Raw genomic sequence first — 22435 nt, 5'->3', positions numbered from 1 at the left:
ATAATCCCCGCATTATTTTACTTATCCCTCGCCGTTATAGTGCAGAAACAAGCTAAGCCGCTCCGCGCTGGTGCGTTGATAAAACACTTTAAATCAACAGTTTAAATGCACGCGTTTTTTAACGTTGATTACGGCATAAAATTTTTTTCGCGCGGCTTTTACGCATTTTTATTTTCCCGCCCGCTGGCATACTTTCTGCATAGAGTGAATAAAGGGCGCGTATCTTCCACCTGATATAAGGATGACTCCATGCTGAGTTTTAATCCCGATAACGTCGCTTTACCGCAGGGACATTATATTAATGGCGAACATCGTACCGATGGCGGCAGCTTTTTTAGCGTGAGCCGCCCGTCGGATGGCCACACCGCTGGCGAACTGGCGGAAGCCAACGCCTCGCTGGTGGACGAGGCGGTCGAAGTGGCGGATCGCGCCGTAAAAGAGAGCGGCTGGGCAAGCTGTCCGCCACGCCAGCGCGGCGCAATTTTAAGACGCTGGGCCGATTTGATTGAGGCTGACACCCAGCTTGCCCTGCTGGAGGCTTTGGCATCCACACGTCCTGTTTATGACGTTAAGCATCATGAGATCCCTTTTACTGCCGAAGCCATCCGCTTTTACGCGGAGTGTGCGGACAAATATAGCGGCGATTTATTACCAACGCGTGACGCCAGCTTAGGCATGCTGATCCCGGAACCTTACGGCGTTATCGGTGCCATTACGCCCTGGAATTTTCCGCTGTCGATGGCTTCATGGAAGTGCGGCCCGGCGCTGGCGGCGGGCAATGCGGTGGTGCTGAAACCTTCCGAACTGACGCCGTACTCGACGGTGCGCTTTGCCGAACTGGCACGGCAAGCTGGATTGCCTGCGGGCGTACTCAATATCGTACAAGGTAGCGGCGCAGTGACCGGCAGCGCGCTGGTGGCGCATCCGCTGGTACGAAAAGTCTCCTTTACCGGCTCAACGCAAACCGGCGCGCGCATTATGAGCGACGCGGCGCACCACGGCATGAAGCCGGTGACGCTGGAACTGGGTGGTAAAAGTCCGCAGCTGGTTTTTGACGACGCAGGCGATATCGCGGAGGTGGCAGGCAGAATACTGCGCGGCTTTACCGCCAACGGCGGCCAGGCCTGCGTGGCGGGAACAAGATTAATCGTGCAGCGTGGCATTGCGGATGCGCTGATCGACAAGCTTATCGCACTTTGCCAGGGCTTTAAGCCCGGCGTTACCTGGGATGAAAACAGCCGCTATGCGCCGCTAATCGACCGTCGCCAGGCCGCAAAAGTGCAGCAGGTCACCGAAGCCGCGGTGCGGCAGGGCGGCGAGATCCTGACGGGCGGCAAAAGATTTGAGAACACAGGCGAAGGCTATTTCTGGCAGCCGACGCTGCTGAGCAACGTAGTGGCTAACAGTCCTGCCATCCAGGAAGAGATCTTTGGGCCAGTGCTGAGCGTGCAGGTTTTCGACAGCGAAGAAGAAGGCCTGGTGCTGGCTTCACATCCTACCTATGGCCTTTGCGCGGGCGTCCACACCAAAAATCTTGATCGCGCTTTGCGGGCGATTCGCGGTATTGCCGCAGGCACCGTCTGGGTAAACCGCTATGGCCGTTCAGGCGATTTCATTATTCCCACCGGCGGCTTTCACGGTTCCGGCATCGGCAAAGATTTAGGCCGTCAGGCGTTCGAAGCCTGCCAGCGCTACAAAAGCGTACTGATCGATTTCTGATTACCCATCAAGAGGATGCATCATGAGCCTGTTTAAACCGAAATTTATTACCTTCGACTGTTACGGCACGCTGATCAACTTTGATATGTCCGGCGCGGCGGCAAAGCTCTTTGCCGATCGTGTCAGCCCGAAAAAAATGAAAGCCTTTACCGACGATTTCGCCAGCTACCGCATGGATGAAGTGCTGGGCGCGTTCAAGCTCTATCCCGAAGTGGTCGGCAACGCGCTTTATCGCACCTGCAATAAATGGAGCGTGGAGTGCACGGATGAAGACTGTGCCGCGATCATGACCGCCTGCGCCACCTGGGGGCCGCATCCCGACGTACCGGCCGGTTTGGCGAAGGTTGCCAAAGAGTTTCCGCTGGTGCTGCTGACCAACTCCACCGATGAACTAATCAAAAATCATGTTCCACGGCTGGGCGCGCCGATCCACATGACGATCACGGCAGAAGAAGTTGGCGCCTATAAACCGCAGATGAAAGGCTTTGAGTATATGCTCAGCAAACTTAACTGCGGCCCGGAAGAAATTCTGCACGTTTCCAGCAGTATGCGCTACGACCTGATGACCGCGCACGATCTGGGCATCACCCACAAAGCCTTCGTCAACCGCGGCCACGGGCCGGGCAATCCTTTTTACGGCTACAGCGAAATCCAGGATATCGGCGGGCTTCCTGCCGTCGTCGGTCTTTAATCCAACGCGGGAGCAGCGCGATGAAACTGGAATCTTTCTGGCAGGCAACGGCGCCGGTTTTTACCGGCGCGGCAACCGGAGACTTGCCCGCTACGGCGGATGTAGTGGTGATCGGTGGCGGTTTCACCGGTATTTCTGCGGCGCGCGCGCTGGCGCGCAGCGGGCTTAACGTGGTGGTGCTGGAAGCGGCTGGCGTCATGAGCCAGGCCTCGGCGCGCAACGGCGGCCACTGCAATACCGGCGTTTCACAAAACTTCGCCTCGCTGGTAGCCAGCCGGGGAGAGCAGCAGGCGAATCGCTACTACCGCGCTTTTGCCAGCGCCGTGGATTATGTGCAAAGCGTAATAGAAGAAGAGCGCATCGACTGCGATTTTTTACGCTGCGGCAAAATCAAGCTCGCCAGCAAGCCGGGCCATTTTGCCGGGCTGAAAGCGACTTACGAGGCGCTGCGGCGCAGCGTGGATCCCGATGTGGAGTTAATTGGTGCAGATGAGGTAAAGCGTGAAGTTAATTCTGACGCTTTTCACGGCGGGCTGATTCAAAAGCGCGGCGGCCAGATGCATATGGGCAAATTCGGCATCGGGCTGGCGCAGGCGGCGGCTAACAGCGGCGCGGCAATCTTTGAACATACGCCAGTGACCAGTTTGACGCGCGTTAAGGGCCATCAGCATCGTGTTGGCACTGCGAAAGGCGAGATCCTGGCGGATAAGGTGCTGATGGCGACCGGCTGCTCCAATGTCGGCCCGTTTGAGTGGTTTCAGCGGCGCATTATCCCCGTTGGCAGCTTTATCGTTGTTACCGAGCCGCTGTCGAACCCGCGCGAGCTGTTGCCAGGCAATCGTACCTGCGTAACCTCCATGAACATCGGCAACTACTTCCGCACCACAGCGGATAATCGGCTGGTCTTTGGCGGTCGCGCTCGTTTTGCCGTCAGCAGCCCGACAAGCGATGCCCGCAGCGGCAAAATTTTGCAGGCGGGCATGAGCAAAATCTTCCCATCGCTGGCTGACGCCCGCATCGACTACTGCTGGGGCGGCCTGGTAGATATGACCGCCGATCGCCTGCCGCACGCGGGCGAGCACGAAGGCATCTTCTACTCGCTGGGCTACAGCGGCCACGGTACCCAGATGTCGGTCTGGATGGGGCGCGTTATGGCCGACCTTATCGCGGAAAAAAGCGTGGATAATCCCTGGCAGCGCGAAAGCTGGCCAGCCGTACCCGGCTATTTCGGCAAGCCATGGTTCTTACCGGTAGCGGGACTTTATTACAAAACGCTGGATCGGATCTCCTGACAATATGACCTGAGGGTGTGCAGATGAGTAAATTTCGCAAAGAATTGTTAAACCCATCGTTAACCCAGGCCATCACGGATGTGGCGATCTCCCGGCGCGGGCTGATGAAGCTACTGTCGGCGGGCGCGGTGATGAGCACCGGCCTGATTGGCTTTCCCGAACTCAGCTTTGCGGCAGAAACGCCGGTTAAAGGCGGCAGGCTGCGTGCCGCGGTCGCCAACGCTTCGGCCACCGACACGCTCGATCCGGCCAAAGGCAGCAACAGCGGTGACTACTGCCGCCAGTTTATGTTCTACAGCGGCCTGACCGAGCTGGATAAAAACCTGACGGCGCAGCCCGCGCTGGCCGAATCGATTGAAAGCGCCGACGGCGTAACCTGGCAAATTAAACTGCGTCCCGGCGTCACCTTCCACGATGGCAAAAGCCTGACGGCGGAAGACGTTATCTGGTCGCTGAGCCGTCATAAAGATCCTGCCGTAGCCTCTACCGCCATCACCCAGGCAAAACAGTTCAGCACGCTTACCGCCGTCAGCCCGACAGAAGTGAAACTGGTGCTGACGCAGCCGAACTTCGATATCCCGACGGTGCTGGCCACCAGCCAGTTTCTGATCCTGCAAAAGAACACGACCGATTTCAGCAAGGCGATCGGCACCGGCCCTTTCGTGCTGAAAAGCTTCACGCCTGGCGTTAGTACAGTCGGCACGAAAAATCCGCACTACTGGAAGCCGGGCCTGCCGCATCTGGATGAGGTGGAGCTGATGGGCGTCACCGACCAGGCCGCCCGCGTCAATGCGCTGATGTCGGGCGATCTGAATATGGTGGCTACGCTCTCATCCAATGATGTGAAGCGCCTGCGTCAGAGCGGCCAGTTCGGTGTGCTGGAGAGCAAATCCGGCATGTATACCAACCTAATCGTGCGCACCGACATGAAGCCAGGCAGCAACGAAGATTTTGTGCTGGGCATGAAGTACCTACAGCCGCGCGAAATGATGGTGAAAACCGTGATGCAGGGCTTCGGCCAGGTCGCCAACGATACGCCGGTGCCGCCGTGGCATCCGCTGTTCAACAAGGATATTCCGCAGCGTCCGCTGGATATCGAAAAGGCGAAATTCCACTTTAAAAAAGCCGGCATGGCGGGCGCCAGCGCCGAAATCATCACTACGCAAAACATTGAAGGATCGGTGGAGGGCGGCCAGCTTATCCAGCAGCTGGGCAGCGCGGCAGGCATGAAATTTAAGGTTCGTCGCGTGCCCTACGATGGCTACTGGTCAACGCACTGGACGAAAGATCCGCTGGGATATGGCTCGATCAACCCGCGCGCTACTGTGGATCTGCTGCTATCGCAGTTTTATCTCTCCGACGCGCCCAACAATGAATCAGGCTGGAAAAACGCGCAGTTCGATCAGCTGGTAGTGGCCGCGCGTGGCGAGCGGGATCAGGCAAAGCGCAAGCAGATGTATGGCGATATGCAGCAGCTAATCTACGACCACAGCGGCACGCTGATCCCCACTTTTATCAGCTCGCTGGACGGCCACAGCAACAAGGTCAAAGGCGTCGAGGCCTGGCCTTCAGGCATGATGATGGGCTACCGCTTTCACGAGTTTGCCTGGCTTTCGGCCTGATCTGACAGGAGAGCGACCATGAACCGCTATCTGCTTTTTCTGATCGCCCGACGCTGCGGCTCGGGTCTGCTGACGCTGCTGATCGTCTCCGCCGTGGTTTTTTTCGTCACCAGCCAGCTACCCGGCGACGCGGCGCAAATGGTGCTCGGTCAGAGCGCCACGCCGGAAACCGTGGCGGCGCTGCGCCAGCAGCTGGGGCTGGATCAGCCACTATTTACGCGCTATCTGCACTGGCTAATGGGAATGCTGCACGGCGATTTCGGCACCTCTTTCGCCAGCCATCTGCCGGTGGCCCAGCTGGTGGCCCAGCGCATGCCCGCGACGTTTGAGCTGGCGGCTATCACCACGCTGGTTTCCGTACCTCTGGCATTACTGATTGGCTTAACTGCCGCGATTAAACGGGGTTCGCTGTTTGACCGTGGCCTGATGCTGGGCACCATGGCTGTGGTGGCAGTACCGGAATTTTTAGTCGCGACTGTCGCAGTGATCGTCTTTGCGGTGAAGCTACACTGGGTGCCCGCGATGTCGCTCGGCACGCCCGCGCTGGATGTAGTCAGCTATCTGAAGACCTACGCGCTGCCGGTGCTGACGCTCTGCTGCGTGCTGGTGGCGCAGATGGCGCGGATGACCCGCTCGGCGTTGATCAACCAGATGGAAAGCCCTTATCTGGAAATGACGCTGCTTAAAGGCGTTTCGCCGCTGCGCGCCATTCTGCGCCACGCCTTGCCGAATGCGGTTGGGCCGATCGCCAATGCCATCTCGCTCAGCCTGGCTTACCTGTTCGGCGGGGTAATCATTATTGAAAGCATCTTCAGCTATCCTGGCCTCGCCAGCCAGCTGGTGGATGCGGTGAGCAACCGCGATCTGCCGGTGGTACAGCTCTGCGTCATGCTGTTTGCGGGTTGTTATCTGTTGCTGCTGCTGTTGGCCGACATCCTCACCATCGCATTCAATCCTAAATGGAGGGGCTGATGAACCTGCTTACCTTACCCTGGCGTTTCTTTCTGTCGCTGACGACCAGCGGCAAAACTGGCCTGCTGATCACCCTGGTCTGGATTGTGCTGGCGGTGTTTGGCGCAGCGCTGGCACCCTACAAACTGGAGGATATCGGCGTCGGGCCACTGTTCGGCGGCTTCAGCAAAGCCTTCTGGCTGGGCACCGACTATCTGGGACGTGATATGGTCAGCCGCATTCTTTACGGCGCACGATACTCGATTGGCCTGGCGCTCAGCGCGGCGCTGCTTGCCAGCCTGACCGGCACGCTGCTGGCCCTGCTGGCAGCGGTTGCGGGCCGCTGGCTGGAGGAAATTCTGGGCAGGATCAATGATGCCATGCTGGTGCTGCCCGGCAAAATCCTGGCGCTGATGATCGTGGCGGTGTTTGGTTCCTCGCTGCCAATGCTGATCGTTACCGCTGTCTTTACCTACTGGCCTGGCGCGTTCCGTATCGCCTGGGCGATGGCTTCCAGCCTGCGCTCAATGGACTATGTGCGCGCTTCCAGGCTGCGCGGCGAAAGTCGCTTCTATATAGCCGTGCATGACATTCTGCCCAATATGCTGCATCCGATGCTCACCGACTTCGGGCTGCGCTTCGTCTATATCGTGCTGCTGCTCAGTGGCCTGAGCTTTCTGGGGCTGGGCGTACAGCCGCCTTACGCCGACTGGGGCACGCTGGTGCGTGAAAACCTTCAGGGCCTGTTCGACGGCTCTCCGGCGGTACTGGTGCCCGCGCTGGCTATCGCCAGCCTTACTATCGGCGCCAATCTGTTTATCGACAGCCTGCAGGCGATGCGTCCGCTCACGCCAGCTAAGGGGGTTGCATGACCGTAACACCACATAAAGCCCGCCCGATGGTCGCGGTAGAAAATCTGCGTGTCATTGCCCATGCCGATGATGGCCGGGAAATCCCGCTGGTGGACGATATTCGCTTTACCGTGCAAAAAGGCGAAGTGCTGGCGCTGATCGGCGAGTCTGGTTCCGGCAAAACCACTATCGCGCTGGCGCTGATGGGCTATGCGCGCCACGGCTGCCATATCGCTCAGGGCACCATTCATGTCGCCGGAACCGACGTCACTTCGCAGACGCCCGCGCAGCTTCGGCAGTTTCGCGGTAATAAGGTCGCCTATATCGCGCAGAGCGCGGCGGCATCCTTCAATCCGGCGATGAAAATTCTCGACCAGGTCGTGGAACCGGTTGTCATTCACAAAGTTATGAGCCGCGCCGAGGCGGAGAAAAAAGCCGTTGCGCTGTTCCGCGAGCTGGCGCTGCCGGAGCCGGAAACCATCGGCCAGCGCTACCCGCACCAGGTTTCTGGCGGCCAGCTGCAGCGCCTGATGACCGCAATGGCGCTGATTAGCGACCCGGAAGTGGTGATTTTAGATGAGCCGACTACCGCGCTGGACGTGACTACCCAGGTAGAGGTATTAAAGACCTTCCGCCGCGTAGTGCGCCAGCGCGGCATGACCGCTATCTATGTCAGTCACGATCTGGCCGTGGTGGCGCAAATGGCTGACCGCATTCTGGTGCTGCTGAAAGGGGCTATTGCCGAGTACGGCACCACGGAAGCTCTGCTGCGCGCGCCACAGGCGGAATACAGCCATCTGCTGCTGGAAGCGGCAAAGCAAAAGGTGCGGCCAAGCCCGTGGCAGCCTGAGGACGCCGCGCTACAGCCGATGCTGGAAGTGCGCGATCTCTTTGCAGGCTACGGCCCGGTCGACAGGCAGGGCCAGCCGAAAATCCCAATTTTGCACGATATCAATCTGCGCCTTTATCGCGGCCAGGCGATGGGCATTATCGGCGAATCCGGCTCCGGAAAAACTACGCTGGCGCATACCATCGCCGGGATGAACAAGCCGTGCGGCGGCCATATTTTGTTTAACGGCCACTATATCGCGGGCGAGATGCAAAAAAGGTCGGAGAACGAATTACGCCGTATCCAGTATGTGTTTCAGATGGCCGATACCGCGCTGAATCCGGCGCACAGCGTGGAAACTATCCTTGCCCGGCCGCTGAAGTTTTTCCACGGTCTGCGCGGCCCGGCGCTGCGAAAACGTATCACGCAGCTGCTGGAGCTGGTGCGGTTGCCGGAGACCGTACTCAACCGCCGTCCGTGGGCGCTTTCCGGCGGGCAAAAACAGCGTATCAACCTGGCGAGAGCGCTGGCCGCTGAACCCGATTTGATCCTTTGCGATGAAGTAACTTCCGCGCTGGATACGGTGGTGGCGGCGGCGGTACTGGATTTGATTACCGATCTGCGCCGCGAGCTGGGCTTATCGGTGATTTTTATCAGCCACGATTTGCACGCCGTGCGCTCGGTGTGCGATGAAATCCTGGTAGTGAAAAATGGCCGGATGGTTACTCAGGTAGCGCGCGGCGACTACGATAAACCTTCCAGCGAACTCTATTACGAGCGCCTGAAGCGTGCGGTGCCGGAGCTGCGCCAGGGCTGGCTCGATGAACACAATGATATCGCGCTCTAGCGGCGCGACGGCAACAGGCCATTAAGAGGTTAACTATGCCCGCACTGATACGGTACGTTCAGGACAGCCGATATTTTCCCGAATCGGCAGAGGTGGTGGTGATTGGCGCAGGCATTGCCGGATCGGCGGCGGCTTACGAGCTGGCGAAAAAAGGCGTCAGCGTGGCGCTGATCGAAAAGGGCCTGGTGGGCGGCGAACAATCCAGCCGCAACTGGGGCTGGTGCCGCCAGCAGAATCGCGACGAGCGCGAGCTGCCGTTGATTATCTATGCGCTACAGCGCTGGGGCGAGCTGGCGCAGGAAACCGGCGAAGAGCTGGGCTTTCGCCGCAGCGGGCTGGTTTACGCTACCGGCAACCAGAGCGATATCGACGCCTGGGAAAAGTGGGGACAGATGGCGAAACACTATGGCGTACGCAGCGATATCCTTAGCGCCGACCAGGCGAAAGCGATGACGCCGGGCAGCACCAGCCGCTGGGCAGGCGGCGTCTCTTCGCCTACGGACGGTCATGCAGAACCAGCGATGGCCTCTGCCGGGCTGGCTATCGCCGCACAGCGGCTGGGTGCGAGCGTGTTTCAGCAGTGCGCCGTACGCGGGCTGGATATCTCTGCGGGCCAGATTAGCGGCGTGATCACCGAAAGAGGAATAATCAAAACCCGGCGCGTGATTTGCGCTGGCGGCGCATGGACTTCCATGTTCTGCCGCCGTCACGGTATTGAGCTGCCGCTGGGCAACGTTATCGGCACCGCTTTTCGCACCGCGCCGATTGAGCAGGCGATCGCTATGCCGCTTTATACGCCGGGGTTCGCCTGTCGTCCGCAGCTGGACGGCAGCTACACCGTATCCGTTTCCGGCCGTGGCCGCCTCGCCCCGGGTGCTCAAGGAGTGCGCTATGCGCGGCAGTTCTGGCCAACTTTTAAAGCCAGACGTAAAAATTTAAAGCTGGAGCTGGGTCTGGATCCTTTTTTCAAAGGACCGGAAGCGCTGGCGCGCTGGCAGTTCGATCGCCGCTCGCCGTTTGAGCAAATCCGCATTCTCGATCCGGCGGCCGATATGGCGTTGGTGCAGGAAGGGTTAAATGCGATGCGCCGGGAGTACCCGGCGCTGGCCGGGCTGCGCGTGGAGCAGGCATGGGGCGGACTAATCGACAATACCCCGGATGCAGTGCCGGTGATCTCGCACGTAGAAAAACTGCCCGGCCTGATCCTTTCCGCTGGCTACAGTGCGCACGGCTTCGGCATTGGGCCGGGGGCGGGAAGGCTGGCTGCCGATCTGGCAACCGATTCCACGCCAATTGTCGATCCCACGCCGTTTCGCTATGCCAGACTGGTTGACGGTAGCGGATTGCAACAGCCCGGGATGATTTAAAGGAGAATTTTATGAACATAGTACCAATGAACGATCGCCATCTGGATGCGGCCTGGGCGCTTACGCAGCAGCTGAAATGGCCGCACCGCCGCGAAGACTGGCAGCAGGCGCTGGCGTTGGGCGAAGGCGTAGCGGCGATAGAAAACGGCGAGCTGATCGGCACTACGCTTTACTGGCGCTGGGGCGACTACGCCACGCTGGGTCTGGTGATTGTCGCCGATAAAGCACAGGGCAAGGGCGTCGGCAGGCAGTTAATGCAAACGGCGCTGGCCGCGCTGGAAGGTCATCAACTACGCCTGCATGCTACTGAAATGGGTAAGGGACTGTATGAAAAGCTCGGCTTTGTAGCTACCGGCGCTATCGTGCAGCATCAGTGCCGCGAACTGGCTCCGGGCGAACGTGTCGCGCCGGAAGCCTCGCAAAATTTGCGCGATGCCCGGCGAGATGAGGCCACGCTGCTGAGCGAGCTGGAAAGCAAGGCGCATGGCCAGCGCCGACCTGCGCTAATCACGAGCCTGTTTGACAGCGCTGAACGCTTTATCGTGCTGGAAGAGCAGGACAGCATCGCAGGTTTTGCCTGCCTGCGCCGCTTCGGCCACGGTTTCGCCATCGGGCCAATTATCTGTCGCGATTTACGCCAGGCGAAGGTGCTGGTCAGCGAATTACTTACAGGTCTTGAAGGCGAGTTTGTACGTATTGATACCGATAGCGCCTGCGGGCTGGGCAACTGGCTAGCCGCATCAGGCATCGCGCAGGTCGACGCGCCGGTTCTTATGTATAAAGGCGAACCCTGGCAGCCGCAGGGCATGCAGGCATTTGGGCTGATGAGCCAGGCGATGGCATGAATATTCTTTATAAATCGGAACCGGAGCGCGGACGTATCTGGGCAGGGCTGCTGGCGGAGCTGGCACCGGAGGCGAACTTCCGCCAGTGGCCCGACGTGGGCGAAGCAGCGGAAATTGACTATCTGGTGGCGTGGCAGCCGCCGGAAGATCTCAGCGCTTTCACCGGGCTGAAGGCGCTTTTTTCAGTGGGTGCGGGCGCGGAGCAGTTTGATTACGCCGCGCTGCCAGCGGATCTGCCCGTAGTGCGCATGATTGAACCGGGCCTCACCAGCGGCATGGTGGAATACGTTACCTTCGCCGTGCTTGGGCTACACCGTGATATGCCGCGCTATTTGCAGCAGCAGCAGGAAAAAAAGTGGCTGGCTCACTCTGCGCTGCCTGCTGCGAAACGACGTATTGGCATGATGGGGGTCGGCACGCTGGGTGAAGCGGTGCTGCAACCTTTAGTGCAGCTGGGCTTCGACTGCGCGGGCTGGAGCCGAACGCCTAAACACATTTCAGGCGTAACAAGTTTTGTCGGCGAAGCGCAACTGGACGATTTTCTGACGCGCAGCGATATCCTGATCTGTCTGCTGCCGCTTACTGGCGCGACTGAAGGCATCCTGAATGCCGATCTTTTTAACCGGCTGCCGCGCGGCGCTTCGCTGGTTCAGGTAGGGCGTGGTAAACAGCTTAATCACCAGCATTTGTTAAACGCGCTGGAGAGCGGACAGCTTGCCGCGGCGGTAGTGGATGTAACTTCGCCGGAGCCGCTGCCTGCGGATCATCCCTTCTGGCAGCATCCCGCCATCTGGCTGACGCCGCATATCGCCAGCCAGGCGCAGCCGGAAAGCGCGCTAACTGCACTGCTGGAAAACATCCGCCGCTGTGAACGGGGCGAACCCATGCACGGCGTGGTGGAAAGAGAGCGAGGTTATTGATGGATGACTTAATCGCGCTGCGGCGAGATCTGCATGCGCACCCTGAACTGGGCTTTGCCGAGCACCGCACGGCGGGCATTGTGGCCGATTTTCTGACCGCGCTGGATATTAAGGTACATCGCGGCATTGGCAAAACCGGCGTGGTCGGCGTATTACGGCGCGGCAACAGCGGCAAAACTATCGGCCTGCGGGCTGATATGGATGCGTTGCCGATGGAAGAGGCAGGCACGCAGCCCTGGAAAAGCCAATATGCGGGCCGTTGCCACGCCTGCGGCCATGACGGTCATACCGTAATGCTGCTGGGCGCAGCGCAGGCTCTGGCGCACGCGGAAAATTTTGACGGCACTGTTGTCTTTATCTTCCAGCCAGCGGAAGAGGGGCAGGCGGGCGCGCAAGCGATGATTGACGATGGCCTGTTCAGCCGCTTTCCTTGCGATGCTGTTTATGCCGTGCACAACTGGCCGGAACTGCCACTGGGCAGCGCACAAACCCGAGCAGGCGCAATTATGGCCGCAGCCGATCGCTTTGATATCACTGTAAAAGGTGGCGGCGGTCATGCCGCGCAGCCTCACCTCAGCCCGGATACGCTGCTGGCGACCAGCGAGCTGGTGGTGCAGCTGAACACGATTGTGGCGCGGGCGATCGATCCCTGTGAATCTGCGCTGCTGACGGTAACGCGAGTTCAGGGCGGTTTTTCCCACAATATGATCCCGGCTGAAGCTACCATTACCGGCACCGTACGAACTTTTAATCTTAAAACGCAGGATGTGATTGAAAAAAGACTGCGTGAAATGGCTGAGCATATTACGGCGGCGCACGGGCTGACGGCGGATATACGCTATAAGCGCTACTATCCCGCCACCGTCAACAGCGCGCCGGAGGCGGAGCTGGCGCTGCGGGCCGCGAAAAATGCCGGACTTAACGCTTCGCTGGCGGGAAGGCCCGCGCTCACCTCGGAAGATTTCTCTTTTATGCTGCAGGCCGTTCCCGGCGCCTATCTGTGGCTTGGCTCGGCGGAAAGCCGCCCGCTGCATCATCCGGCCTACGACTTCAACGATGCGCTGATCCCTCTCGGCATCAGCTGGTTTTGCGAAGCGGTGCGCGCCGCGCTGCCGCTAAACATTTAGCCCGTTTTTCCCCGCTCTTTTCAACAGTTAATGCCGCCGTAGCCGCTAATACGGCAGCGGCGAAACACGGCCCGTTGCGATACTTGAGCTTTCACGCAAAGAGGAACAGAGATGCAAAGTTTACTGGTTGAAGAACAGACATTTACCGATAATACCCTCTATCTGGACGCCCGCGAAACGCAGGTTGCGCGCGGCGTGGTTACGGCGCATCCACTGACTATCGCCAGGGCCAAAGGTGCGGAAGTGTGGGACGTAGAGGGAAATCGCTATCTCGATTTCGTGGCGGGCATCGGCGTGCTTAATGTCGGGCATAACCATCCGGCGGTGGTCGAAGCCGTAACACAGCAGCTACAGCAGGTGACGCATGCCTGTTTTCAGGTTGTTGCCTATCCGGGCTATATCGAGCTGGCAGAACGGCTGAACCAGCTGGTGGGCGGCGGCGAACGCTATAAAAGCGTCTTCTTTACCAGCGGCGCAGAAGCAGTGGAAAACGCGGTAAAAATTGCACGCGCCCATACGAATCGCTCCGGCATTATTGCTTTTGACGGCGCTTTTCATGGTCGTACCTTGCTGGGCTGCACGCTGACCGGCATGAGCCAGCCTTACAAACAAAATTTCGGGCCTTTCCCGGGCGAAGTTTATCGCGTGCCTTTTCCCAATGCGTTTCATCAAATTAGCGAAAAGGAGTGTCTGCAAGCGCTGGAAACGCTGTTTGCGGTACAGGTTATGCCGGAACGCGTGGCGGCGATCATTATTGAACCGGTACAGGGCGACGGCGGCTTTTTACCTGCTTCTCCTGCTTTTATGCAGGCGTTGCGCGATATAACGCAGCGTCACGGCATATTGCTGATTTGCGATGAAGTACAAACTGGCTTTGGCCGCACCGGCAAAATGTTTGGCTTTCAGCATACCGGCATTCAGCCGGATCTGGTGACGGTTGCCAAAAGCCTGGGCGGCGGCCTGCCGATTTCCGGCGTGGTCGGCCGTGCGGAGGTTATGGATGCGCCGCAGCCCGGTGGGCTGGGCGGTACCTATGGCGGCAATGCGCTGGCCTGTGCCGCCGCGCTGGCGGTGCTGGAGCTTTTTGAACAGGAGCCGCTGCTGGAGCGGGCTAACCAGCTTGGCGCGCAGCTGAATGCCCGGCTAAAGCAGCTGGCGGAAAAATATGCCTGCATCGGCGATGTTCGCGGTATCGGCCTGATGCAGGCGGCGGAAATTGTTGATATCGATAGCGGCAAGCCGGATGCAGCGCTGACGCAAAAAATCCTCGACGCCGCCTGTCAGGAGGGTTTGCTGTTAATAAAATGCGGCGTTCAACGCAGCACCGTACGCTTTCTGGCACCGCTGATCACCAGCGATTCCCAGCTGGAAGAGGCGCTGCATATTTTTGACATTGCGCTGGCGCGTGCGACCGGCAGGCTGGGTTAAGCCGCTTTCTCGTTGATATTACTGGCGTATTAAGAAAAGGGTATGGCGCGGTAAAACGCTGGCGCGGCCGGGGCGAAGCGTGCTATATCCATCTTATTACAAACGGGTAACAATGAGGGGTATTATGAACGGCTTAATGAAACTGGACCGCATTGATATCAATATCCTGGTACAGCTGCAAAAAGATGGCCGTATCAGCAATGTAAACCTTGCTGATGCCGTCGGGCTTTCTCCCAGCCCCTGCCTGCAACGGGTGAAGCGGCTGGAAAGCGCTGGCTTTATTACCGGTTATGAAGCGCATGTTAACCTGCCTAAAATTACCGATTCCGTTACCGTTTTTACCGAAGTAACCCTGGCCGGGCACCGCCGCGAAGACTTTATGCGTTTTGAAAACGCCATACGGGAAGTCGATGAACTGATGGAATGCCATCTTATTACCGGCGGTTATGATTACCTGCTGCGCTTTATTACCCGCAGCATTGAGCATTATCAGGAAGTGATTGAAAGTGTGCTGGATGCCAAAGTTGGGATAGACAAATATTTCAGCTATATCGTTATTAAATCTCCCGTTATCAAAAGCAGTGTGCCGCTGCGTTCTTTGCTCTCACGCCATACGGTTGAACTCTGATTATTCATGTTCTGGCAGCTGTAAAAGGTTGTCGGACATAGCTATGGCTGGCGAAATATTAGCATACTCCCATTCATTGGTTCTCTGTCCTTTGGCCTGAGAGGCGAGTGTGGATTTAGCTGGAGTCAGGGAGGGCGTCTACATCTGGCTCAACATTTTTATTTCGCCAGACGGTATCGTAGATTATAAAAATTTATTTTTTGGTTTTTCCAGACCAACCAACAGGTAAAAAAAGAGACATCCTGTCCCTGTTGATCAGGCATTAGCCTGGGTGTTGTCAATCGCTTCTAACGCATATTTTAACGTGATTTCTCGCTCTTTCAGATAATAGATATAGGTTTTTAGCTCCGGAAAGAAAGCTTCTACTCTGCAACTTAACTCGTTGAAAATATCCGTTTTGTTCTGATAAAAAGAAACCATGGATTCGCTGATAAGCCCAACGGCTTCGCCGCTGGCGATAAGCGTCAGGTAGTCGTGAATATCGTCTACGATAATAACCTGTGCAGTAGGGCAGATGGTCAGGATTTTTGCATGTGCATTTTTAACGTAATCTTCATAAAAGCCATTGGTGGGAATGATGATTGGCGTATTTTTTAGATCGCTAAGCTGATACTGAGGAAATTTCTTTGCATAGAGGTAACAGGCGGGCTCGCTGAAAAAGTCCATTGCCATAACGCCATTATCATTAATCTCACGATGTGATATTACGCCATGAATTTCGCCGGAAAGAAGTGATTCTACCGATGTTTTTGTATTACATGAACAATAAGAAACACTTTCAGTTTTTTTGCGCGTTTTTACCAACAGGCTGAACAAGAAAGGGTTAAGGTTTTCAACGCCAATCATCAAGCTTCTGCGAATATTTACGTTGGTTTTTTTTTGCGAAAAATAATCTTCCAGCTCGGTCATTTTATCATAGTGCGGCATTATTTTTTCGTAGAGTTCCAGACCCTTTTTCGTCAGGGTGAAATCATGGTCGGTACGTGAAAACAATTTAAAACCTAATTCATCTTCTAAGATTTTTATTCGGCGTGAAATAGGTGAGGATGTTACGAAAAGTATTTCTGATGCTTTTTTTAATGACTTTTCTTTAGCCAGCACAATAAAGCATTTTAAATTTGATGACAGAAACATAAAACCTCCAGATGATTTAACAAGTGTTAACTTCACGTAAATTTATGAAAAATATAGCATACTTACGAAAATTCTGAACGGGGGGTATTTATGAAAAATAGAGATTTTTAACTGATTAATCATTGAGATGCTATTTTTTACGCAGCGCCGTTAATTTTTGCCTTTGCTCATTCATTGCTCGCTAATTATGCTGTGCGACCCACAGGATAAGGTAGAAAATATCGTTTAATCTTCGTTTAACGACAATATATTTACCTGTCAGAAAAAGCAAGCCTGCATCCACCAAAGAACGCAACCATCGCTTAATATATTTTTAATTAAGAGGCTTTAAATGAGCAGTTTTGATGACAATAGCCAGGATAATTTAACAAACCACCAGGTGAAGTTAAATGAAATGGTCAGTAACTTAAACGTAGTCGATAAAAACGGAAATTCGGTTGACTTCGAAAAAATCATTTATTCAGTTTCTAATGCGAATAGCAATAATAGTTTTGCCACCGTGCAGTCTATTGATGAACTGCGCGCGCTGGAACCGAATGCGCATGGCGAAATTGTTGTTGTTCTTGCTTATAATGCGGGCACCAATTGCGGCGGCGGCATATTTATTTATGATATGAATGACAAAACCACGGCTGAGGACTTCGGCCTGAATATCGTGACGCGCGGCGGCAAGCGCTGGAAGCGCTATATCACCGATCTTGCTGGCGTAACCGTGGTCGATTTTGGTGCTATCCCCGACGGCAAAACAGACTGTTTGACGGCTGTGACCCGCATGTGGAACTGGACGCGCCTTCTGGATCGCGCTACTAACATCCGTATCCATGAGAATGTCGGCATCCGTTTCCCGGCCGGTAACTTCTTTATCTCTAAATTCGATCTTTCCCATATCACCGAGGTAAACCGTTTCCGTCTCTCCGGCGCGCACGTTGATTTCGGCTATTTTCCCAATACCCGCCTCTTCTCGGATCAGAAAAACGGCGAGTATATGTTTAGCGTCAACGCACGCCTGACCTATATCAGCGGCCTGATTATCAATGGTCAGGACAATACTAAAACCAAAGGCTTCTTTAAAAACGCGCTTGATGGCGGCCAGTACCTGCGCGTGTCGTCCGTGCATTTCTTAAATATGGGCGGCCGTGGGCTGGATGTGCTTGATACGCTGGATTGTAAAATCGACCAGTGGTACGCCAGCCATTGCAGCAACTCAGTGATTTATGGCCGCTGGTCTAACCGCGCCGCTGGCAGCTGGGATCACCTGACCGCGATCGAGCTGAGCAACTTCAATATTCAGTCGGGCACCAAAGAGCTGATGATCGATCTGCCACGTGCGACACAGTGCTTTATCCATAACGGCTGGATTGAACACACGGAATGGCCTGGCGATATTTCTAATGGCCAATGGGTCATTAACGGCCTGAGCCTTGAGAACAATACCAACCCGATGAAAGGCCATTACGCGCGCATCGTTTCAACCGCGCTGAATGTGCATGGCCGCCACGGTATCGATCGCTCAGATGTCGGCGAGCGCTGGCTCTCGGCCTATGAAGACGGCCAGGTTTATATCCAGAACTATGGCGTAAAAATTGAAGGTTCGCTTAACTATCAATATATAACGTCACCGGAACGTATGGATAACCGTGCCGATCGGGAAACCTGGTTTAAAGTGGGCGAAATTGAAATACCAGAATGGTCTGCGGTTGTTCAGATGCGCATTATCGGTTCTGCGCAGTACCTACAGATGCCGACCACGCAGATTGATCATTCGGCCCGTACGCCACAAGGCGAAGCGAACATCCACATCCAGAACGTTAACGGCAATCTTTTCGCTTCATGGTCAGCAGTTGGTTCCTGCCCGCTAACCCGGGTGGCTTTACAAAGCACCGGAACGGGCAGGGCGGAAGTTTATGTCAAACTTGCCCGCTACACTGGCTTCTGTATTGCGCTGCTTACTACTAACAGCGCTGACCGCTACGCCAGCGGCGTGCATTTCCGCTTTATCAAAGCTTATACCCAGGTAACAGGGACGGAAGCCACGGCGCTGGATACCCTGTCTGAAAGCGTCTTCCTGCAGCACTGGGAAGGGACAGAGCGGGTCGGTTTTGGTTACAATGCTAACAATGAACTGCTTTTGCGCGGCCAGGTAATAAACGCCAATACCACCAGTACGGCAACACAGTGTCTGCGTGTCATGGTGAATGGCCGGGCTTACGCAATAGATCTGAAACCGATAGCTGGTTAATCGCTAACCGGCCCAGCACTGGGCCGGTTTTTTTATGCCTTTAATTTACTATTATTGATTATTAGTTTAATTAGTTCTTTATTTCATCGATTTAATAATATTATCTATTTAATTTGGTATTTTTTCCTGGTTTAATTAAATTCCTTTCATTTAATTTTCGTTTATAAATAAAACGTCTTTAAAAGGGGGTATTTAATTTTTTTCTTATAAAACAATGACATGCCATTTTTTATTTTCGCTTATTCAATCATTGAAATTGAGTAATTCAGGCGGAAAAATAAAATAGGTGGCATACAACAACAGCGCAAGATAGTTCATCGTGCTGGCGTTGTAGAAAAAATTATATAAACAACATAATGCTGCATCCTGATTGATGCAAATGGAGGAAATATGCCCGTTTCTAACGCTATGTCGGCATCTCAATTTACCGGCGCACAGGCTGGAAAAAATAAAATCGTAATGGGGTTCTGGCACAACTGGCCAGCCGTTGGCGCACAGGGCTATAAACAGGGTCGCTTTACCGAAATGACGCTGTCCGAGATCCCTGTACAGTACAACGTCATCGCCGTTGCCTTTATGAAAGTCCTGGACGGTAATGACACCATTCCCGATTTCAAACCTTATAAAGGTACCGATGAAGAATTCCGTCGCGAAATTGAATTAGTCCATGCGCAAGGCCGCAAAGTGCTGATCTCTCTGGGCGGTGCCGATGCGCATATCGAAATGCACGCTGGTGAAGAGCAGGCGCTGGCACAGCGTATTATCGCGCTGACGGACAGATATGGCTTTGATGGCCTGGATATCGACCTGGAACAGTCAGCGATTACCGCTGCGGATAACCAGACGGTGATCCCTGCCGCGCTGCGGATGGTGAAAGACCATTACCGTCTTCAGGGCTGGAACTTCATTATCAGCATGGCGCCTGAATTCCCTTACCTGGGCGTCGGCGGTCACTACAGCCCTTATATCCTGGGTCTGGAAGGCTATTACGATTACATCGCTCCTCAGTACTATAACCAGGGTGGCGACGGCATCTGGGTTGATGAAATCAGCCAGTGGGTAGCGCAAAACAACGACGCGCTGAAAGAAGAGTTCCTTTACTACCTGACCGAGAGTCTGGTAACGGGTACGCGCAACTTTATTAAAATTCCTTCCGAGAAATTTATCATCGGTCTGCCCACCAATAACGATGCGGCAGCTACCGGATACGTGACCAATCCGCAGGCGGTGAAAAACGCGCTGGCGCGTCTGGAAGCGGCCGGTCTGCCCATCGCGGGTCTGATGACCTGGTCTGTAAACTGGGATGCCGGTTTTACTAAAGACGGTGTGGCCTACGACTGGGAGTTTATCCGTAACTATGGCTACCTGGCCGGAGATGGCGTTGTGCCAGAACCTGCGCCGCAGCCGGATCCAGAACCTGCGCCGCAGCCGGATCCAGAACCTGCACCGCAGCCGGATCCAGAACCTGCACCACAGCCTGGCGCTGAGCTATGGCGTGAAGGCGTAAGGTATCTGGATGGCGACCGCGTTAGCTTCCAGTCCCGGATCTATGTTTGCGTTATGCAGCATGATTCCAACCGTTTCTGGACGCCTGTTGCAGCGACTTCGCTGTGGCAGCTGGTTTCATCAAGCAGACTAACAAGCAGTTTTAAAACTATGACATCTGATATGAACAACACCAAACCCGCATTACGTCATGGCCATATTGCCACGCCTGCATCACGCGCTTATTTCGCCTGGCAGGAAGGTAAACTCAACGCCGGACAGCTGAACCAGCGCGAAGCGGGCAAATTCTTTCCTGCCACGCAATCCGGTCTGACCGATGTGGTTGCGCCGAGCGATTCACCAAATGCTCTGCCGCCTCGCGACGGTGAAATCGCCAGCGCGAACCAGGGCGATGGCCGTTTCCTGGATGAGCCGGGTACGCACTGGAAAAAGCATACGGTAACGTCAAACGAAATCATGAAATTCGTCTGGACCTATACCGCGCCGCACTCAACTCGTCGCTACAACTACTTTATTACTCGTGAAGACTGGAATCCAAACCTGCCGCTGAGCCGTGCGCAGTTTGAATCTGAACCTTTCTTTAAGGCCGAGTTCACTGAACAACCTTTCTGGAGCCACGGCGCTACGCTGCGTCCGACCGGCCCGACCACGCACGAAATCCAGCTGCCGCAGCGCAGCGGCTACCATGTACTGCTGGCGGTGTGGGAAGTTGCGGACACCGGTAACGCTTTCTACCAGGTTATCGATCTGGATTTTGTTGGCAACGGTAACGGCGGCGAAATTATCCCAGCCATCCCGGCGGGTCTGCACGCTACCGAAACTACCACCAGCTCTGTCGCGCTGTCCTGGAATGCTTCCTCTTCAGCAGGGGTTTCTTATCGTCTGTATCGCAACAACAACATGATCTTCAATGGCACCCAGCTGAGCTTTGTGGATAACGGCCTGACTGAAAATACGGCTTACAGCTACACCATCAGCGCCGTCAGCGCGACCGGCCGTGAATCAGCACGTAGCCAGGCAGTAGTGGTCACTACCAAAAGCAGCACGGCTTCTACTACGCCACCGACTGCGCCAGCTCATTTGCACAGCATGGGCGTTACTGCAGAAAGCGTTTCTCTGATGTGGGGCGCGTCTGAAGGTAGCAATGCCATCGCCAGCTACATCGTTTATCGCGAAGGTGATGAAATCGCTCGCGTAGCGGCTTCTCAGCTTAGCTATACCGACCGTGGCCTGCGTGCGGAAACGACTTACCGCTACTTTGTGGCCGCTGTTGATGCTCAGGAACTGCTTTCTGTACCGAGCAACGTGCTGAGCATTACCACGCTGGCCAACGCTGCTGATGATGATAACGGCAATGATGACAACGGCCAGTATCCTGCCTGGACGCTGGGCGGCTCATACCGCGCGGGCGATATTGTCACCTACCAGGGCAAAAACTGGGTGTGCATCCAGACGCATATCGCCCATGCCCCTGAATGGGCACCGGGCCTGGCGGAAACGCTGTGGCATGAAGCTCGCTAATTAACACAGGGTTAATAAAATTTTGGCCAGAGGGAACTGGCCTTTTTTATCCTCCCCGGCGAAAAATAAGCGGATTGAGATCCAGTATTAATGCGTGTTTACCTGTTGATTTTTATCATAAAATTAACAGGAAACAAGCATTTATATTTTATTTGAAAATTCGATTGTGAGGACGCTATGCAAATCAGTGAAAAAGGCATCCGTTTTATTAAAGCCGAAGAGGGCGAAAAGCTTAGCGGCTATCTGGATGTGGTAGGGATCCCGACTATTGGCGTAGGTCATACCGGTAGCGTGGACGGCACGCCCGTCAGTACCAGTATGGTTATCAGCGAGGAGAAATCTACCGAACTGTTGCGCAAAGATTTAGCCGTAGTTGAAAAAGCTATTGCCAGGCACGTTAGCGTCCCCCTTACCCAGAATCAGTATGACGCGCTTTGTAGCCTGATATTTAATATTGGCGTCACCGCTTTCGCTAATTCGACGGTAAAGAAAAAACTGGATGAAAAAAATTATTCGGCGGCGGCAGAAGCTTTTTTGCTGTGGAAAAGAGCCGGTAAGGCGCTGAATATTTTGCTGGCGCGCCGGAAACGCGAAAAAGAGCTCTTTTTATCATGATCGCCAGAATCGTAGTTCTCGCTCTGCTGCTGCTGACCGTGGCCGGGCTGGGCAGAGCGACGCTGTATTACCGCGAGCAATGTGCGGCGGCGAACAGCCTGGCGGCAGAACGGCTAAGAGAAGTCAATGAGATGCAGCGGCGGCAACAGGCGGTAGCGGCGCTGGATGCGAAATTAACGGGAGAACTTGCAGATGCACAAAATAATATCCATCGGCTGCAGCACGATGTTGCTGCTGGCCGCCACCGGCTGCAGCTCGCCGCCACCTGCCGTCACGACTCCGCCCGCGCCACCCGCATGGCTG

Annotated in this window: 18 protein-coding genes and 1 pseudogene; 18 read left to right on the top strand and 1 reads right to left on the bottom strand. The window is 55.4% G+C overall.

Annotated elements, in window-relative coordinates:
* Window positions 1-249: 249 nt before the first annotated feature.
* From ACETPC_RS04430 to ACETPC_RS04370, 13 genes are all read left to right on the top strand, one after another.
* Window positions 250-1719, top strand: a complete 1470-nt coding sequence (locus ACETPC_RS04430) for an aldehyde dehydrogenase family protein (RefSeq protein WP_380179022.1) — start codon at window positions 250-252, stop codon at window positions 1717-1719.
* A gap of 22 nt (window positions 1720-1741) precedes the next feature.
* Window positions 1742-2410, top strand: coding sequence for a haloacid dehalogenase type II (locus tag ACETPC_RS04425; protein WP_380179020.1), 669 nt, complete (start codon window positions 1742-1744; stop codon window positions 2408-2410).
* A gap of 20 nt (window positions 2411-2430) precedes the next feature.
* Window positions 2431-3702 (top strand): NAD(P)/FAD-dependent oxidoreductase, encoded by a 1272-nt coding sequence (locus tag ACETPC_RS04420; RefSeq protein WP_380179018.1) that lies wholly within the window; start codon window positions 2431-2433, stop codon window positions 3700-3702.
* Window positions 3703-3725: 23 nt separating this feature from the next.
* Window positions 3726-5324 carry an ABC transporter substrate-binding protein gene (locus ACETPC_RS04415; RefSeq protein WP_380179016.1) on the top strand — a complete coding sequence of 533 codons (1599 nt, stop codon included), beginning with the start codon at window positions 3726-3728 and terminating at the stop codon, window positions 5322-5324.
* 18 nt (window positions 5325-5342) lie between these two features.
* Complete coding sequence (locus tag ACETPC_RS04410) at window positions 5343-6296, top strand: ABC transporter permease (protein WP_380179014.1); 954 nt, start codon at window positions 5343-5345, stop codon at window positions 6294-6296.
* Window positions 6296-7147, top strand: coding sequence for an ABC transporter permease (locus ACETPC_RS04405; RefSeq protein WP_380179012.1), 852 nt, complete (start codon window positions 6296-6298; stop codon window positions 7145-7147). The genes ACETPC_RS04410 and ACETPC_RS04405 overlap by 1 nt, the downstream gene beginning before the upstream one ends.
* Window positions 7144-8802: an ABC transporter ATP-binding protein gene (locus ACETPC_RS04400; RefSeq protein ID WP_380179010.1), complete on the top strand. Its 1659-nt coding sequence runs from the start codon at window positions 7144-7146 to the stop codon at window positions 8800-8802. The genes ACETPC_RS04405 and ACETPC_RS04400 overlap by 4 nt, the downstream gene beginning before the upstream one ends.
* 35 nt (window positions 8803-8837) lie before the next feature.
* A complete protein-coding gene (locus tag ACETPC_RS04395; protein WP_380179008.1) occupies window positions 8838-10169 on the top strand; it encodes an NAD(P)/FAD-dependent oxidoreductase in 1332 nt (443 codons plus the stop codon).
* Between the two features lie 11 nt (window positions 10170-10180).
* On the top strand, window positions 10181-11014 hold the full coding sequence (locus ACETPC_RS04390; protein WP_380179006.1) for a GNAT family N-acetyltransferase: 834 nt from the start codon (window positions 10181-10183) through the stop codon (window positions 11012-11014).
* Window positions 11011-11934: a 2-hydroxyacid dehydrogenase gene (locus ACETPC_RS04385; protein ID WP_380179004.1), complete on the top strand. Its 924-nt coding sequence runs from the start codon at window positions 11011-11013 to the stop codon at window positions 11932-11934. The genes ACETPC_RS04390 and ACETPC_RS04385 overlap by 4 nt, the downstream gene beginning before the upstream one ends.
* Complete coding sequence (locus ACETPC_RS04380; RefSeq protein ID WP_380179002.1) at window positions 11934-13061, top strand: M20 aminoacylase family protein; 1128 nt, start codon at window positions 11934-11936, stop codon at window positions 13059-13061. Before ACETPC_RS04385 ends, ACETPC_RS04380 begins: the two co-directional genes overlap by 1 nt.
* Window positions 13062-13172: 111 nt before the next feature.
* On the top strand, window positions 13173-14489 hold the full coding sequence (gene gabT, locus ACETPC_RS04375) for a 4-aminobutyrate--2-oxoglutarate transaminase (RefSeq protein WP_380179000.1): 1317 nt from the start codon (window positions 13173-13175) through the stop codon (window positions 14487-14489).
* Window positions 14490-14613: 124 nt separating this feature from the next.
* Complete coding sequence (locus ACETPC_RS04370) at window positions 14614-15117, top strand: Lrp/AsnC family transcriptional regulator (RefSeq protein ID WP_380178999.1); 504 nt, start codon at window positions 14614-14616, stop codon at window positions 15115-15117.
* 255 nt (window positions 15118-15372) lie between these two features.
* Here ACETPC_RS04370 and ACETPC_RS04365 read toward each other — a convergent pair whose 3' ends face one another.
* Window positions 15373-16251, bottom strand: a complete 879-nt coding sequence (locus ACETPC_RS04365) for a LysR family transcriptional regulator (protein ID WP_380178997.1) — start codon at window positions 16249-16251, stop codon at window positions 15373-15375.
* Window positions 16252-16582: 331 nt separating this feature from the next.
* Here ACETPC_RS04365 and ACETPC_RS04360 point away from each other — a divergent pair, with 331 nt between their 5' ends.
* From ACETPC_RS04360 to ACETPC_RS04340, 5 genes and pseudogenes are all read left to right on the top strand, one after another.
* Window positions 16583-18490: a hypothetical protein gene (locus ACETPC_RS04360; protein ID WP_380178996.1), complete on the top strand. Its 1908-nt coding sequence runs from the start codon at window positions 16583-16585 to the stop codon at window positions 18488-18490.
* 408 nt (window positions 18491-18898) lie between these two features.
* Window positions 18899-20116, top strand: a pseudogene (locus ACETPC_RS04355) (glycosyl hydrolase family 18 protein); the annotation flags it as partial.
* A 30-nt stretch (window positions 20117-20146) separates the two neighbouring features.
* Window positions 20147-21517: a lytic polysaccharide monooxygenase gene (locus ACETPC_RS04350; protein ID WP_380179660.1), complete on the top strand. Its 1371-nt coding sequence runs from the start codon at window positions 20147-20149 to the stop codon at window positions 21515-21517.
* Window positions 21518-21694: 177 nt separating this feature from the next.
* The gene (locus tag ACETPC_RS04345) at window positions 21695-22132 is read left to right on the top strand and encodes a lysozyme (protein ID WP_380178994.1); all 438 of its coding nucleotides are present in this window, start codon (window positions 21695-21697) and stop codon (window positions 22130-22132) included.
* The coding region (locus tag ACETPC_RS04340) for a lysis system i-spanin subunit Rz (protein ID WP_380178992.1) at window positions 22129-22435 on the top strand (307 nt) is incomplete at its 3' end. The genes ACETPC_RS04345 and ACETPC_RS04340, both read left to right, overlap by 4 nt.

This window comes from Pantoea sp. sgz302252 (assembly GCF_042610525.1).
Classification (GTDB): domain Bacteria; phylum Pseudomonadota; class Gammaproteobacteria; order Enterobacterales; family Enterobacteriaceae; genus Erwinia.
Note: the sequence above shows the minus strand (reverse complement) of the source record. Positions and strands in the feature narration are given on the sequence as shown.